We start from the raw sequence: 15,192 nt of genomic DNA on the forward strand, positions 1-15,192 counted from the left end.
CTCATTTAGTGTGTTTGACATGACCAACCGGCTTGCGGACGCGACCAGCCCCTACCTGCTGCAGCACGCGGACAACCCGGTGGACTGGTGGCCCTGGTCCGCGGAGGCGTTCGAGGAGGCGCGGCGGCGCAACGTGCCGGTGCTGCTGTCCGTCGGTTACGCGGCCTGCCACTGGTGTCACGTGATGGCGCACGAGTCGTTTGAGGACGATGAGGTTGCCGCGTTCCTGAACGCCCATTTCGTGTCCGTGAAGGTGGATCGCGAGGAACGTCCGGACGTCGACGCCGTGTACATGGAGGTCACGCAGGCCATGACCGGCCACGGCGGATGGCCGATGACGGTGTTCCTCACGCCGGACGCACGGCCGTTCCACGCGGGCACCTACTACCCGCCGGCTCCTCGTCCTGGCATGCCGTCGTTCCGGCAGGTCATCGAGGCCGTGTCGGCGACGTGGGCCACGCAGCCGGGCGAGATCCTGGAGTCCGCTTCCGCTGTGGTGGAGGAGATCTCCCGCCACGCCACGCCGCTACCTCCGTCCACTGTGGATGACGACGTGCTCGCGGGTGCGGTGGTGTCGTTGCTCGGCGAGTTCGACCGGCGCAACGGCGGGTTCGGTGGCGCGCCCAAGTTCCCGCCGTCGATGGCGCTGGAGTTCCTGTTGCGCCACCACGAACGCACCGGTTCGGTCGAGGCCGTCTCGATGGCGACCTCGACGGCGGACGCGATGGCCGACGGTGGCCTCTACGACCAGCTCGGTGGCGGGTTCGCGCGGTACAGCGTCGATGCGTCGTGGGTGGTGCCGCACTTCGAGAAGATGTTGTACGACAACGCTTTGCTGCTTCGCTTCTACACGCACCTGGCGCGGTTGACGGGTTCCGCGCGCTATGAACGCGTCGTGCGGGACACGGTGTCCTTCCTGCTGCGGGAGTTGCGAACGGCCGAGGGTGGTTTCGCGGCCTCGCTGGACGCGGACACCGAGGGCGTCGAGGGCCTGACCTACGTGTGGTCGTACGAGGAACTCGGGTCGGCGGCCGCTGCTTTCGGCGTGACTCCCGACCCGAACTTCGAGGGCGGCAAGTCGACGCTGCGGTTCGTGTCGGAGCCGGGGGAGGAGGTGCGGGCCGCGCTGCTGGCGGAGCGCGCGTCGCGGCCGCAACCGGGGCGTGACGACAAGGTGATCGCCTCGTGGAACGGCATGGTGATCGCGGCACTGGCCGAAGCGGGCGCGTTCTTCGATGAGCCGTCGTGGATCTCGGCGGCTTCGGACGCGGCGTCGTTGCTGGCCTCGGTGCACCTGGTCGAGGGCAGGCTGCTGCGGACCTCGCGGGACGGGGTGGCCGGGCCGTCGTTCGGCGTGCTGGAGGACTACGGCTGCCTTGCCGACGGCCTGCTGGCGTTGCACCAGGTCACCGGCTCGATCCGGTGGCTGGACCTGGCCTGCGGACTCCTGGACACCGCTCTCGCGCGGTTCGCCGTGCCGGACTCTCCGGGCGCGTACTACGACACCGCCGACGACGCCGAGGCTCTCGTCCGGCGTCCTGCCGACTCGACCGACAACGCGTCGCCCTCCGGAGCGTCTTCGCTGGCCTCGGCCCTGCTGACGGCCTCCCTGCTGGCGGGCGCCGATCGTTCATCGCGGTACTTCGAGGCCGCTTCCGCCGCCGTGACCCGGGCCGGTCTGCTGGCCGCGCGGGCTCCCCGGTTCGCCGGCCATTGGTTGACCGTCGCCGAGGCACTGGTCGCAGGCCCGTTGCAGGTGGCGGTGGTGGGTGGGGACGACTCGCGTCGTGCGTCGCTGTGGGCGGCGGCGGTCGCCCGTGTGCCCGGAGGCGGCGTCGTCGTGGCCGGAGAACCGGGCTCCGTGCCGTTGCTGGAAGACCGCCCGTTGGTCGACGACGGTCCTGCGGCCTACGTGTGCCGTGGCTATGTGTGCGATCGGCCCGTCGTTTCGGCAGAAGCCCTGGTCACTTCGCTGACGGCGAACACCTCCTGACTGATTGCAGGCGTAACGTCGATTGCAACGTAATCATGTAATCAGGAGTTGGGTGTAATGGGACGTGGATGGCGAGGACGAGGCGGGTGGCAGCAGGCTGACCTGCCCTCGGCCGACGACGCGGCGGCGTGGTTCGCGGGCAGGCTCCCGGACGGCTGGTTCACCGGCGCGGCGGAGGTGATCGTCGACCGCGAGGAGATCACGGTCGTCGGCACGCTCACGCCGCTCGAAGGTGAGTTCGACGACGCCTCGCGCGCCGCGGCCGAGTCGGGTCGCATCTCGCGCTGGCGGGAGGAGACGCGCGACGAACGCATCGAGATCGCGCGCCAGGCCGAGCACCGCTACGGCCGCAAGGTCGCCTGGGGTGCTTCGCTGGGCAGCACCCGCGAGCTCTTCACGCACCTGGCCGTGCCGGTCATGACGCGCCTGCGCCAGCCAGAACGCCAGGTGCTCGACACGCTGGTAGCCGCCGGCGTGGCCCGCTCACGCGCAGACGCCCTGGCTTGGGCCGTGCGCCTCGTGGGCGAACACGCGGACACGTGGCTCGACGAATTGCGCGACGCCATGTCGCGTGTGGACGATCTGCGGTCGCAGGGACCTGATCTCACCTAGTCTGCTGCGCGTGGATCTGACGTCAGTCGCAGCAGCTGTGGTCCGGAACGAGCCGGGCGCTTTCGAGAAGTTCGTGGAAGAGGCCCAGGGCCGTTCGTTCGACGAGATGTCGGCGGCGGCGCTGGTGCTGTCCTCGTCGCCGGACCTCCAGACCAACCTGTTGCTGGGCAACATCCTCTTCCACACAGGCGCGTGCGAGGCCCTCGAACCGTTGGTCGTGCGTGTGGCGGAAGCGTTCGAACGCGGCGACGACGACTGGGAGCAGGTGCTCCTGCTGCCCATGCAGGACGAGGACATCCGCGCCCAACTGCCCCACCGCGAGCGTCTGCTGGCCGCCGTGCCGACCGACTCGTGGCTGCACGGCCTGCTGATGGTCACCGACCTCGAACCGCTGCTGGTGCTGCACCGGCCGAGCGGCACCGGGTTCGAGATCACGATCGGCGGCATCGGCGATAACTTCCAGCTCCACACGCTGCTCGCCTACCGCCTGATCCCCGAGCACGTGCCGGGCGAGCCGCCACTGGACGCGTGGGTGGAAGCGGCGTCGATTGGCCCGGACCTCGAACCCGAGGGCGGGATCCAGGGCCAGTTCGAGCTTTCCGACGGGTTCGGCGCGACGATCTGGAACGAGGGTCGTCCGTCCGACATCCCGCTCCTCGACGGCCGCCGAGTCGTGGTTCTGAGCCCGCCGCCGTACCTGAGGTCGTGGAACGCCGGTCGCGTCTACCCGATGATGACGCCGTTGATCGACATCGCCCGTGTGTTGCCGGCCGACGAAGCCGCTTCCTGGCTCGCGAAGGTCAGCGCATGAGTTTTTCTTCCAACGCAAGGCAAGTCCTCGACGTCACGCTTCCTCTGAACCACCGCGTCACCGCATTGCGGCGGTGCCTGCACCACTACCACCCGATCGGTTTCGAGGCGTCGTTCAGCTTTCTGTGGTTCGTGGTGGGCGACTTCGTCCGCAATCCGGCCCTGTTGCCCGCGGCTCTGGAAATGCTGACGGCCAGCCATGCCGCCTGGCAGGCCGACCGCCACGCCTACGGGGTGGTTCGGCGGCACGCCAAGCGGTTGGGGTACCGCGTGCCGGACCCTTCCGTGCCCAATCCGAGCCGTCCTGCGTACTGGTACGGCGCACCGCGCGAGGCTGCTCTTCACGCCGTGTGGGTCTGGTATTCGAAGGGCGCCTCTGCTGACGTGGACGTGCACAGTCTTGCCGCTGCACTTGTGGAGCGCGGACGGTTCACGGCGGGGCAACAGGAGGTCTTCGAGCGGGTTCGTGCTGAGCCTGGCGAGTCTTGGCGCATCGTGCATCAGATGGCGGTCGCGGTGGGCAAGGCTTGAGCGTTCTCCTGACTCGGGGTGCGGTCGCTCTCGGCGTCGTGCGTTCCCCTCCGGAGGCCGATGACGCACCCGAGTGCGACCGTGGTGACGCCGATGACGGACACGAGAGAGAGTTCCTGCGCGCCCAGCAGCACGGAGGTCGCCAGGCCGGACACCGGCATCAGGCCGATGAGCACGCCTGCGCGGTCGGAGCCGAGGCGGTTCACGGCGAAGTACCAGAGGCCGAAGGCCAGCGCGGTCACCACCACGGCGAGCAGGGCGAGGGAGAAGCCCTGGCGGGCGTTCGGCATCTGCCAGCCGCCCACGAACGTGCCCAGCACCGCGCCGATCACCGTGGCCAGGATGCATGTCCAGGTGGCCACCCCGAGTACGCCCAGGCGCCGTACGACTCCCACGGCGAACAAGGTGAAGCAGACTTCGCCGGCCATCGTGACCAACGCCAGCGCAAGGCCGGGACCGTGCCACGAGCCGCCGCCGGACAACAGCACGATGCCTGCCGCCACCACTACGGCGCCTACCACGGCCGATGCGGTTCGTTGGCGTGAGAGAAGTGCCAGCGCGATGGGTGCGCCGCCCATCACGGCGGCCACGAAGCCCGGTTCCGCGTACTGCTGGGCGGCGATGAGCACGGCGTTGAAGCCGAGCATGCCGGTGATGACCACGCCCAGCAACGGTGGGATGTCGCGCCACGACGGCATGGGCAGGCGGCGTGCCACCAGCAGCAGCACAGCCGCGCCGAGGGCGTAGCGCATGGCCTGGCCGGTCAGGACCGGGTAGCCCTCGAGCATGCCCGTGATCGGCACCGACGCGCCGACGATCGTTGCCGCTGTCGCTCCTGCGGCCACCCCGAGTTTCATGTCCTAGAGCCTTGCGCTGAACTGGTCCAGGTTTAAGCTCCACTTCAATGGCCACGAACTGGACCACTTTTCGCGAGCTGCTGTTGCCCGGGCACCAGCGGCGTCGTGGGGTGGAGGTCGAGCTGCGGCGGTCGATCCGGGACGGGCGGTTGTTGCCCGGCACGCGGCTGCCGTCGAGCCGGGATCTGGCCGCGCAACTCGGGGTGGCGCGCGGGACGGTGACGTCGGCGTACACGCAGCTCGTCGCGGAGGGGTACCTCACCACGCGGCGAGGGTCGGGGACGACGGTCGCGAGCCTCGGGCCCGCCGGTGCGTGCGGTGTGCCGGAGCCGCCGCAGCGGTGGCGGTACAACCTGCGGCCCGGGCTGCCCGCGCTGGGCGCGTTTCCCCGTGCCGAATGGGTGGCGGCTCATCGGGCCGCGCTCGCCGAGCTGCCCGACGACGACCTCGCGTACCCCGACCCGGCCGGTTTTGTGGGGCTGCGCAAGGAGATCGTCGACTACCTGGCGCGCGTGCGAGCCGTGGTCGCGAAGGACGCGGTGATCACCAACGGTGCCGCGGACGGGTTGCAGCTCACCGCGCGGATCCTGGACGGCAGCATCGCGATCGAGGAACCCAGCCACTTCGGCGGCGAGAACATGTTGCGGTCGCACGGGCTGAACACCGTGCCGGTTCCGGTGGACGACAAGGGGATCCGGGTCGACCTGCTGTCCAAAACGGACTGCAGAGCGGTGCTCGTCACTGCGGCACACCAGTTTCCGCTGGGCGTGGTGCTGCATCCCGAACGGCGGCGGGCGCTCGTCGACTGGGCGCGCGAGCGGGACGCGTTGATCATCGAGGACGACTACGACGCCGAGCACCGGTACGACCGGCCCGCGCTGGGGGCGTTGCAGGCGCTCGCGCCCGACCACGTGGTGTATCAGGGCACGACGAGCAAGGTCCTGGCGCCCGCGCTCAGACTCGGATGGCTCGTGGTGCCGGAACGGCTGCGCGAAGGCATCGTGCAACGCAAGCAGTACAACGACATGGGCACCGGCACGATCCCCCAGGCCGCGTTCGCGCACCTGTTGCGGACGGGTGGCTATGACCGCCATCTACGCCGTACGCGCGCGCTCTACCGGAAGAGGCGTGACGCGCTGCTGGAAGCCGTTGAGGAGCATTTGCCCGCATGGCAGCCCATCGGTGTCGCGGCGGGTTTGCACGTCGTGTTGCGCATGCCCGACGGGACGGACGACCTCGCGTTGAAGAGCAGACTTGCGGACCGTGGCGTGCACGTCTGGGCGTTGGCGCAGTACACGCGCACGCCCATGTGGCCCGGTTTGGTGCTCGGCTACGCGTCGCTCACCCCTGACCGCCTGCGGGAAGCGGTCAGGGAGATCGCGGACGCCGCCGTCGCTTAGAGGATGTGCTCGCGGGCGGTGCCCATGATGTGCTCGCGGTCCGTGCCGGCATCGGCGCCGTTGAGGGTCGTCACCGCGACGGCGGCGAACAGCAGAGCGGCGGCGACGATCTTGAATGCGTTCATGGTTCGGTAAACCCCCAGGTAGGACGGTTGGCGGCGGAGCCTAGTCCGCGACTCCAGAAATTGTCGGTGCTCGGGTGCACCATTGAACACGTGCTCCTCTCCGAACTTGTCGACACGTCGGCCGCGGTGGCGGCGACCCGGTCGCGCCTGGCCAAGGTCAAGGCGCTGTCCGCGTTGCTGCGCGCGGCGACGGCGGACGTGGTGGTCGCGGTGGTGTCGTTCCTCATCGGCACGCCGCGGCAGGGTCGCATCGGTGCAGGCTGGCGCACGGTCGTCGACCTGTCCGTGCCACCGGCGGCGCAGGCGGAACTGACGATCGCCGAGGTCGACGCCGCGCTCGCCGAGGTGGCCGCGACGTCCGGCAAGGGCTCGGCGCAGCGCCGGGTCGCCCTGCTCACGGCGCTGTTCGCGCGCTCGACCGAGGCCGAGCAGGACTTCTTGCGCCGGTTGCTCACCGGCGAGCTCCGCCAGGGCGCGCTGGAGGGCGTCATGCTCGACGCGATCGCCTCCGCGGCGGACGTACCGGGCGAGACGGTGCGGCGCGCGTTCATGTTGTCCGGCCGGTTACCGGAGACGGCGGTGGCCGCCCTAGACGGCGGCGCACCCGTCCTGGAGGCGTTCCGGCTGGAGGTCGGACGCCCCCTGCGCCCGATGCTGGCCTCACCGGCGGAGTCGCTCGACGACGCGCTGACCCTGCTCGGCAGCTGCGTGGTGGAGCACAAGCTCGACGGCGCGCGCATCCAGGTGCACCGCTCCGGCGACGAGGTCCACGTCTACACGCGCACGTTGCGCGAGATCACCAAGACGGTGCCGGAGCTGGTCGAGCTCGTGCGCGGCCTGCCGTGCACGTCGGTGGTGCTCGACGGCGAGACGCTGGCGCTGACCGACGAGGGCAGACCCCGCCCGTTCCAGGAGACGATGAGCAGGTTCGGCGCGCAGGACGAACGAGAGCTGCTGCTGCACCCGTACTTCTTCGACTGCCTGCACCTCGACGGCAAGGACCTGCTCGACGAGCCGTTGCGCGACCGCCTGGCCGCACTGCGGCAGGTGGCGGGCGAGCACGTCATCCCCGGCGTGCTGGACCCGTCGCCGGAGGAGGCGGCCGGCGTCGTCACGGCGGCGCTGTCCGCGGGCCACGAGGGCGTGATGGTGAAGTCGCTGGCCTCGCCCTACGCGGCGGGCCGTCGCGGCAGCGCCTGGCAGAAGGTGAAGCCGGTGCACACGCTCGACCTGGTGGTCCTCGGCGTCGAGTGGGGCAGTGGCCGCCGCCGAGGCTGGCTGTCGAACCTGCACCTGGGCGCCCGCGACCCGGACGGCGGCCCGCCGGTGATGGTCGGCAAGACCTTCAAGGGCCTCACCGACGAGCTGCTGAAGTGGCAGACCGAGGCCCTGCAGGCGATCGCTTCGGAGCGGAACGACTGGGTGGTCATGGTCCGCCCGGAGCTGGTGATCGAGATCGAGCTGGACGGCGTGCAGGTCTCGCCGCGCTACCCCGGTGGCGTCGCGCTGCGGTTCGCCCGCGTCGTGCGCTACCGCCCGGACAAGGACCCGTCGGAAGCGACGACGATCGAGGAGGTGCGGGCACTCCTGCCCACCGCACAACCGAATCCCGACGCCTGACCAGCGGTGGTCTGGTGGTACCTCGACGAGGGTTCTGCTCGAAGTTCGCGGATGGCCGGGCTCACCTGTCGAGGGCACCTCCTCGTCGCGCCTGAGCTGTGCCCGAAGACGCCGGTGACCCTGGAGGCCCCGAAGCGGCGAGCGTGCGGCGGTCACGAGGTGCCGCACCGCGTGCTCAGCGGCGAAAATCAGGTGCGGCCCCGCACGGCCCGGCAATAGCGTCGGGCCAGTGACCGACGCTTCCGCGCTGCTCAGCGCCTTCGACAGCCAAGCCCGCCCGGCCGAGTGGACGATCCTCGACCCCGGCGCCGAGGTGCACCAGGACGGCCCGGTGTTCCGGGTGAACTGGCCACGCCGGCGGGGCTTCGTCGGCGGTCCGCCCGACCTGGGCGTCACCGGTGCCGAACTGGACGCCCTCATCGCTCGGCAACGCGACTTCTTCACCGCGCGGAACCAGAGCGTCGAGTGGAAGACGTGGAGCCACGACACCCCCGCTGACCTGCCCGAACGGCTGGTCGCGGCCGGCTTCGAGTCGGAGGGCCGGGAGACCGTGCTGATCGGCCTGGCCGAGGAGATGGCGACGCAGGTCGAGCTCGACGGCATCGTCGTCCGGGAGGCGAGCGGGGTCGCGGACGTGCACCGGCTCGCTCTCACCGCCTCGACGGTCTTCGGTCGTGGGCACGACTGGCTGGTCGACCGCCTGCTCGACAAGAAGGACGACCCGAACGTCGTCGCCGTCGTCGCCGAGGCCGGCAGCACGATCGTGTCGGCTTCGCGGATCGAGATCGTGCCCGGCACGGAGTTCGCGGGTCTCTGGGGTGGCGGCACGCTGGCCGAGTGGCGTGGCAGGGGCGTCTACCGCGCTCTCGTCGCCTACCGGGCCCGGCTGGCCCTCGAACGCGGCATCAAGTACCTGCAGGTCGACGCCACCGAGGACAGCAGGCCGATCCTGGAGCGGCTCGGATTCGTGGCGGTCACGACGACCACGGGGTACGCCTGGAACCCGGGACGAATGCCCAACTGAGACGTCGCGGGTATCGTGGAAGCACGTGCGGTTCATCGAAGGGCATCGACCCTCTTACGACCTGACCTACGACGACGTCTTCCTCGTTCCCGGCCGTAGCGCCGTGGAGTCCCGGTTCGGCGTCGACCTCTCCACTTCGGACGGGACCGGGGCCACGATCCCGATCGTCGTCGCGAACATGACGGCGGTGGCCGGGCGGCGGATGGCGGAGACCATCGCGCGGCGCGGCGGGCTCGTCGTCATCCCGCAGGACGTGCCCACGGAGGCCGTCGCGGAGATCATCGCGTGGATCAAGGAACGGCATCCCGTGTGGGACACGCCGTTGACGCTCACCACGGGTGACGCGGTGGCGGACGCGTGGAACCTCCTGCACAAGCGGGCGCACGGGGCCGTGGTCGTCGTGGACGACGGTGGGCGGCCGCTCGGTGTCGTCGACGAGGCCGCGCTCACCGGGGTCGACCGGTTCGCGCGGCTCGGCGACGTCATGAACACCGACGTGCTCAAGCTGTCGCTCGACTCGCGGCCGCAGGACGTGTTCGACGAGCTCCACCACAGCGCGCACAAGATCGCGTTGGGCGTGGATGAATCACTGCGGCTTCGCGGTGTGCTGACCGAGCTGACGGCGCTGCGGGCCGAGGTCTACGACCCCGCGACGGACGGCGACGGGAAGCTGCGGGTCGCGGCGGCCGTCGGGGTCAACGGGGACGTGCGGGCCAAGGCCGAGGCGCTGATCAAGGCCGGGGTCGACGTGCTGGTCGTGGACACGGCGCACGGGCACCAGGAGAAGATGATCGCGGCGCTGCGGGCTGTGAAGGAGGCGAACCCGAGCGTGCCGGTGGCGGCGGGCAACGTCGTCACCGCCGAAGGCGTGCGGGACCTGGTCGAGGCCGGCGCGGACATCATCAAGGTCGGTGTCGGGCCCGGCGCGATGTGCACCACGCGGATGATGACCGGCGTGGGGCGGCCGCAGTTCAGCGCTGTCGCCGAGTGCTCGGCCGAGGCGCGCAGGCTCGGCAAGCACGTGTGGGCCGACGGGGGCGTGCGGCACCCGCGCGACGTGGCGCTGGCGCTGGCAGCCGGGGCCAGCAGCGTGATGGTCGGCAGCTGGTTCGCGGGGACGTACGAGTCGCCGGGGGACCTGCAGCGCGACGAGCGCGGAAACCTCTACAAAGAATCCTTCGGAATGGCGTCGAAGCGCGCGGTGACGGCGCGGACCCGCGGTGACAACGCGTTCGAGCGGGCCAAGAAGGGCCTGTTCGAAGAGGGCATCTCCACTTCGAAGATGAAGCTGGACCCGGTTCGCCCGAGCGTGGAGGACCTGCTCGATGCGATAACCTCCGGCGTTCGCTCGGCCTGCACGTATGCAGGCGCGAACTCGCTGGAGGAATTCCACGACAAGGCTGTGCTCGGCATCCAGTCCGCCGCTGGATTCGCGGAAGGAAGGCCGTTGCCAGGGGGATGGTGAAAAAGTGGACGAAGCGGTCTCGGTAAGAGATCTCCGCAAAGTCTATAAAACGGGACAAAAACCTGCGGTGGACGGACTGAGTTTCGACGTCCGCCGCGGGGAGGTCTTCGGGTTGCTCGGGCCCAACGGCGCGGGCAAGACGACCACGGTCGGTGTCCTCACCACGCGCGTCCGCCCCACCGCGGGGCAGGCGCTCGTGGAGGGCGTCGACGTGGTCGCCGACTCGAAGCGCGCGCGGCAACTGCTCGCGGTCGTGCCGCAGCGCAACAACCTCGACCGGTCGCTCAACGCGCGCCAGAACCTGCTGTTCCACGCGGCCTACCACGGCATCGGCCCGAAGGAACGCCAGGCGCTCGCCGACGACATCCTCGAGCGGATGGGTCTGAAGGACCACCGGAACGCGCTCGTCGACACGTTGTCCGGTGGTCAGGCGCAACGGCTGATGATCGCTCGAGCGCTCATGCACCGGCCGAAGGTGCTGTTCCTCGACGAACCGAGCACCGGTCTCGACCCGCAGGCCCGGCTCTTCGTCCACGAACGCGTCGCCGCACTGCACGCCGAGGGCGTCACAGTCGTGCTCACCACGCACGACATGGACGAGGCCACCAAGCTGTGCGACCGCGTCGGCATCGTCGACCACGGCAAGCTGCTCACGCTCGACACCCCGGACGAGCTCACGAAGACCCTGCCCGGCAGCAACACGGTCAGCGTCACGGTCATCCCGAACGGCCACGACGCCACCAAGATCACCCAGGTCCTGTCCGAAGTGGACGGAGCGCAGCGCGTCGAGGAGGTCGGTGGCATGTTCCGCGTCTACACCGACGCCGACACCTCGATCACGCTGCCCGCGGTGCTGAACGTGCTGCGGGACCTCGACGTCAGCGTCAGCGACGTCGCGATCGGCAAGCCCAGCCTGGAAGACGTCTTCATCCACCTGACCGGCAGGGAGCTTCGGTGAGCCAACTCAGGACGTTCCAGGCGATCCTGTGGCGCGACGTCTTCGTCACGGGCCGCGAGCTGCCGAGCTTCCTCGCGCAGGTGATCATCCAGCCGTTCTTCATCCTGTTCATCTTCGCGAAGGTGCTGGGGGACATCGGGTACGTCCAGGGCGACTTCGCGCAGGTGCTGTTACCGGGCATCATCGCGATGAACGGGTTCCTGGGCGCGTTGCAGAACACGACGCTGCCGCTGGTGCTGGACTTCTCGTGGACGCGGGAGATCGAGGACCGGCTGCTCGCGCCGATCTCCATCCCGCTCGTCGCCGTCGAGAAGATCGTGTTCGGCGCGATCCGCGGGTTCTTCGCGGCGGTCCTGATGGTGCCCGTCGGGTTCGTGATGCTCGACGTGTCGTGGGCGTGGTCGGGGATTCCCGGCGCCCTGCTGGTCATCGTGCTCGGGTGCCTCGCCGGGGGCAGCGTCGGCCTGGTCATCGGCACCTCGGTGCCCGCGCGCCGGGTCAACGTGATGTTCGCGGTGATCCTCACCCCGATCCTGTTCACGGGGTCCGCCCAGTTCCCGTGGCGGTCGCTGAGCGACGACCTGCTGTGGTTCAAGGTGGTCTGCGCGCTCAACCCGCTGACGTACGTGAGCGAGGGCATGCGTGCCGAGCTCGTGCCGGACGTGCCGCACATGCCGTTGCCGATCGTGCTGCTCGTGCTCGTCGTCGCGATCGCGGGCTTCGGCGGCCTCGGTCTGCGGGGCTTCATGAAACGCGCCCTGGACTGAGCGAGAAGAACGGCCCCGCGCAACGAAAGCGCGGGGCCGTTCTCCTTGTCACGACACTGCTACGAGGCGTAGTCCTCCAGCATCTCGGTGACGAGGGCCGCGATCGGCGAACGCTCCGAGCGCGTCAGGGTGACGTGAGCGAAGAGCGGGTGGCCCTTCAGCTTCTCGATCACCGCCGCCACGCCGTCGTGCCGGCCGACCCGCAGGTTGTCGCGCTGCGCCACGTCGTGCGTCAGCACCACCCGCGAGTTGCTGCCCAGACGCGACAGCACGGTCAGCAACACGTTGCGCTCCAACGACTGCGCCTCGTCCACGATCACGAAGGAGTCGTGCAGCGAGCGGCCGCGGATGTGGGTGAGGGGCAGGACCTCGAGCATCCCGCGGTCCATCACCTCTTCCACGACCGCCTGGCTCACCAGCGCGCCGAGGGTGTCGAACACCGCCTGCGCCCACGGCCCCATCTTCTCGTTCTCGCTGCCCGGCAGGTAGCCGAGCTCCTGGCCACCGACCGCGTACAACGGCCGGAAGACCACGACCTTGCGGTGCTGCCTGCGTTCCATCACCGCTTCGAGACCGGCGCACAGCGCCAGTGCCGATTTGCCGGTGCCGGCCCGTCCGCCCAGCGAGACGATGCCGACCTCCGAGTCCAGCAGCAGATCCAGGGCGATCCGCTGTTCGGCGGACCTCCCGTGCAGTCCGAACGCCTCCCGATCTCCGCGCACCAGCTTGATCTGCTTGTCCGCGGTCACCCGGCCCAGAGCGCTCGAGGTGCCCGCCAGCAACCGGATTCCGGTGTGGCAGGGCAGTTCCGCGAGGTGCTCCAGGTCCTCGTACTGGGTGGGGTCGACGACGTTCTCCTTGAACAGGCTGTCCACCAGGGACTGCGGAACGTCCATGTCGGACATCCCGGTCCAGCCTGAGAGGGTGACGTCGTGTGCCCGGTACTCCTCCGCCGGCAGGCCGACCGATCCGGCCTTGACCCGCAGCGGCATGTCCTTCGTCACCAGGGTGACGTTGCGCCCCTCAGCAGCGAGGTTGAGGGAGCAGGCGAGGATTCGGGCGTCGTTGGAGTCCGTTCGGAAACCTGATGGCAACACCTCCGGGTCGGAGTGGTTGAGCTCGACGTGCAAGGTGCCTCCCACATCCCCGATGGGGATGGGCGAATCGAGGCGACCATGCCGCAAGCGCAGGTCGTCGAGGAGGCGCAGTGCCTCCCTCGCGAACCAGCCCAGTTCGGGGTGGTGGCGCTTGCCCTCCAGCTCGCTGATCACCACGAGCGGGAGCACGACCTCGTGCTCCGCGAAACGGGTGGCGGCGAGAGGATCGGACAGCAGTACCGACGTGTCCAGCACATATGTCGTGATGGCCGGTGCGGCGGACTTGCGCCGGGAGGAAGAACTGCGCGATGAGCCTGAGGTACGGCTCGCGGGACGTCGTGCGTTCACGGCAACTCCCTCACGAACGCGGCACCCGCGTCCGCTCCTCGCTGGGCCAGGCACCACCCTGATCGATCGTCCCGCCGTCCGCCGGTGTGGCGTCAGGCAGGTCGACCACGAGGGCCGGGTGCCGGCCCCCTCGCGACTTTTTCTGCCACGATCAGAGCCTCCCTGCGCGGTCCGCAGTGGTCGCGTCCCGCCGCTTTCGAAGTTACCTGTGGAAGTGCCCCATCTGCACGAAGCCACACAGGTGAATCCGAATTCGTCATCTTCCCGACAACAACCCGAAACGTGACCGCTCTCGTGTTTCCGCAGGTCACATGCTGTTCTCGTGGGTGTTGCGCGCGAGCCACGACAAGCCGTCCCTGACCTGGGATTCGAGTGATTTCGGCACGAGGGGCTCGTCGAGAAGTCTCAGATAGCGGGAGTCGAGCGTTTCGCCGGGTGCGCGGACATCGAGCCAGGCCCGTACGAGACGCACCCCTTCGACGTATGTCGTGGTGTACGCGCGCCACAGCGGATCGGCCAAAAAGCGGACCATCTGCCGTGCGCGGCGGTCGGGGACTAGCAGCCACCTGCGCAGATGCGCAACCACGTCATCCTGATCCGCACCCCGATCGTGTAGCAGCAGGGCGGCGTCCTGCCGCACCGTGAGCAGGCCCGACGCCGCCGACTCGACCTTTTCGGACAGTTCGCCGTCCATTCGCAACCCGAGGTCCGCGAAGATCTGCTCCGTCCACACGCCCCAGCCCGGCCCGACCGCGGCGTGCAGGCCGAGGTCCGCCATGCCCTCGGCCATCAGGCACTGCGGCGTGTTGATCAGGAAGATCGACTGCTCCGCGTGGCCGCGCTTGGTGACCAGGCCCGACTCCTTGCGGCAGTGCTCGGTGTGGTGACCCGGATAGGACTCGTGCGCGACCAGGTGCGGCAGGTTCGACATGCGGTGACCCATGTCGGCGTTGATCGCGACCCGGCTGCGGTAGCCGCCCAGGTAGTAGTTGAAGCCGCTCCACGGCTTGTTCGTGACGACCTGGTACTCCACGATCTCCTGCTCGGGCAGCGCGTACTTCTGGCGCACCCGGTCCCTCAACGCGCTCGACACGGCGTGCACGGCGCCCTGGAGCCTGCGCCGGGGCACCTCGTCGGCCGTGCGGTGGTCCATGAGGCGCTCGGCGAGCGATCCAGGCCCTTCGAGCGCCGTGTCGAGCCTGCGGTGGGCCTGCGCGTACGAGTCCTCGTCACCGGGACGGATCCGGACCTGGAAGTACTGCTCGACCTCGTCGACGAACGAGATGCGCTCGCCGTCGAGCTTGCGCGCGGTGCAGTCGAGGGCTCGCAGGTGCGCGTCGAGGAACTGTTTGCGCTGCTCGGTGAGGTCGCAGCCCGGCAGCTCCCGGCGCAGCAGCCGCGCCTGTTCGCCCAGCCCCCTGGGGTGCAGGCGCGGTTCGTTGTCGACGGCGCGGCTCAGCGCAGGGTCGCCGGTGAACGAGTCGACGAACCCCGGCACGAGGCGCCCGAGCCGCAGCCCCAGCACCAGGTACCCGCGCACGAGCTCGTTGGCGTCCATGAGTCGGAGAGCTTAGGGCGTCTACCA

The 15,192-nt window shown here is 69.4% G+C and carries 14 protein-coding genes; 10 read left to right on the forward strand and 4 right to left on the reverse strand.

The window, feature by feature from the left end; all coding sequences use genetic code 11:
• Positions 1–19 precede the first annotated feature (19 nt).
• The 4 genes from PV646_RS15090 to PV646_RS15105 are packed head-to-tail and all read left to right on the forward strand — an operon-like array spanning position 20 to position 3,946.
• The gene (locus PV646_RS15090) at positions 20–1,993 is read left to right on the forward strand and encodes a thioredoxin domain-containing protein (RefSeq protein ID WP_500342027.1); all 1,974 of its coding nucleotides are present in this window, start codon (positions 20–22) and stop codon (positions 1,991–1,993) included.
• A gap of 57 nt (positions 1,994–2,050) precedes the next feature.
• Positions 2,051–2,605 carry an ATP-binding transcription factor AbmR gene (gene abmR, locus PV646_RS15095; protein WP_500342028.1) on the forward strand — a complete coding sequence of 185 codons (555 nt, stop codon included), beginning with the start codon at positions 2,051–2,053 and terminating at the stop codon, positions 2,603–2,605.
• Between the two features lie 10 nt (positions 2,606–2,615).
• On the forward strand, positions 2,616–3,416 hold the full coding sequence (locus PV646_RS15100) for a hypothetical protein (RefSeq protein WP_500342030.1): 801 nt from the start codon (positions 2,616–2,618) through the stop codon (positions 3,414–3,416).
• The gene (locus PV646_RS15105) at positions 3,413–3,946 is read left to right on the forward strand and encodes a hypothetical protein (protein WP_500342032.1); all 534 of its coding nucleotides are present in this window, start codon (positions 3,413–3,415) and stop codon (positions 3,944–3,946) included. Before PV646_RS15100 ends, PV646_RS15105 begins: the two co-directional genes overlap by 4 nt.
• Here the strand turns inward: PV646_RS15105 and PV646_RS15110 are convergent.
• The gene (locus PV646_RS15110) at positions 3,916–4,803 is read right to left on the reverse strand and encodes a DMT family transporter (RefSeq protein ID WP_500342034.1); all 888 of its coding nucleotides are present in this window, start codon (positions 4,801–4,803) and stop codon (positions 3,916–3,918) included. The two genes, PV646_RS15105 and PV646_RS15110, sit on opposite strands and share 31 nt — an antisense overlap.
• 47 nt (positions 4,804–4,850) lie before the next feature.
• Here PV646_RS15110 and pdxR point away from each other — a divergent pair, with 47 nt between their 5' ends.
• On the forward strand, positions 4,851–6,203 hold the full coding sequence (pdxR, locus tag PV646_RS15115; RefSeq protein WP_500342036.1) for a MocR-like pyridoxine biosynthesis transcription factor PdxR: 1,353 nt from the start codon (positions 4,851–4,853) through the stop codon (positions 6,201–6,203).
• Here the strand turns inward: pdxR and PV646_RS15120 are convergent.
• Entirely contained in the window at positions 6,200–6,328 is a 129-nt protein-coding gene (locus PV646_RS15120; protein ID WP_500342038.1) for a hypothetical protein, read from the reverse strand. The genes pdxR and PV646_RS15120 overlap by 4 nt on opposite strands.
• A 90-nt stretch (positions 6,329–6,418) precedes the next feature.
• Here PV646_RS15120 and PV646_RS15125 point away from each other — a divergent pair, with 90 nt between their 5' ends.
• The 5 genes from PV646_RS15125 to PV646_RS15145 all read left to right on the forward strand — a co-directional run bounded on the left by PV646_RS15125 (position 6,419) and on the right by PV646_RS15145 (position 12,162).
• Positions 6,419–7,948, forward strand: coding sequence for an ATP-dependent DNA ligase (locus PV646_RS15125; protein WP_500342040.1), 1,530 nt, complete (start codon positions 6,419–6,421; stop codon positions 7,946–7,948).
• A 229-nt stretch (positions 7,949–8,177) separates the two neighbouring features.
• A complete protein-coding gene (locus PV646_RS15130; protein ID WP_500342041.1) occupies positions 8,178–8,972 on the forward strand; it encodes a GNAT family N-acetyltransferase in 795 nt (264 codons plus the stop codon).
• Positions 8,973–8,997: 25 nt separating this feature from the next.
• Entirely contained in the window at positions 8,998–10,437 is a 1,440-nt protein-coding gene (gene guaB1 / locus PV646_RS15135) for a GMP reductase (RefSeq protein WP_500342042.1), read from the forward strand.
• 67 nt (positions 10,438–10,504) lie between these two features.
• Positions 10,505–11,395, forward strand: a complete 891-nt coding sequence (locus tag PV646_RS15140; protein WP_500342043.1) for an ABC transporter ATP-binding protein — start codon at positions 10,505–10,507, stop codon at positions 11,393–11,395.
• Entirely contained in the window at positions 11,392–12,162 is a 771-nt protein-coding gene (locus tag PV646_RS15145; protein ID WP_500342045.1) for an ABC transporter permease, read from the forward strand. The genes PV646_RS15140 and PV646_RS15145 overlap by 4 nt, the downstream gene beginning before the upstream one ends.
• A 59-nt stretch (positions 12,163–12,221) precedes the next feature.
• Here PV646_RS15145 and phoH2 read toward each other — a convergent pair whose 3' ends face one another.
• Both phoH2 and PV646_RS15155 read right to left on the reverse strand, forming a co-directional pair.
• Entirely contained in the window at positions 12,222–13,526 is a 1,305-nt protein-coding gene (gene phoH2 / locus PV646_RS15150) for an RNA 5'-3' helicase PhoH2 (protein ID WP_500342406.1), read from the reverse strand.
• Positions 13,527–13,914: 388 nt separating this feature from the next.
• A complete protein-coding gene (locus tag PV646_RS15155) occupies positions 13,915–15,165 on the reverse strand; it encodes a hypothetical protein (RefSeq protein WP_500342047.1) in 1,251 nt (416 codons plus the stop codon).
• Positions 15,166–15,192 lie beyond the last annotated feature (27 nt).

The sequence above is a fragment of the Streptomyces sp. ID05-26A genome, assembly GCF_033794685.1.
GTDB lineage: Bacteria > Actinomycetota > Actinomycetes > Mycobacteriales > Pseudonocardiaceae > Lentzea.

Excerpts from the sequence above, each read along its gene's own strand:
- abmR (WP_500342028.1), top strand. The coding sequence starts at position 2,051 with ATGGGACGTGGATGGCGAGGACGAGGCGGGTGGCAGCAGGCTGACCTG.
- PV646_RS15120 (WP_500342038.1), bottom strand. The coding sequence starts at position 6,328 with ATGAACGCATTCAAGATCGTCGCCGCCGCTCTGCTGTTCGCCGCCGTC.
- PV646_RS15110 (WP_500342034.1), bottom strand. The coding sequence starts at position 4,803 with ATGAAACTCGGGGTGGCCGCAGGAGCGACAGCGGCAACGATCGTCGGC.
- PV646_RS15090 (WP_500342027.1), top strand. The coding sequence starts at position 20 with ATGACCAACCGGCTTGCGGACGCGACCAGCCCCTACCTGCTGCAGCAC.
- PV646_RS15105 (WP_500342032.1), top strand. The coding sequence starts at position 3,413 with ATGAGTTTTTCTTCCAACGCAAGGCAAGTCCTCGACGTCACGCTTCCT.
- pdxR (WP_500342036.1), top strand. The coding sequence starts at position 4,851 with ATGGCCACGAACTGGACCACTTTTCGCGAGCTGCTGTTGCCCGGGCAC.
- PV646_RS15155 (WP_500342047.1), bottom strand. The coding sequence starts at position 15,165 with ATGGACGCCAACGAGCTCGTGCGCGGGTACCTGGTGCTGGGGCTGCGG.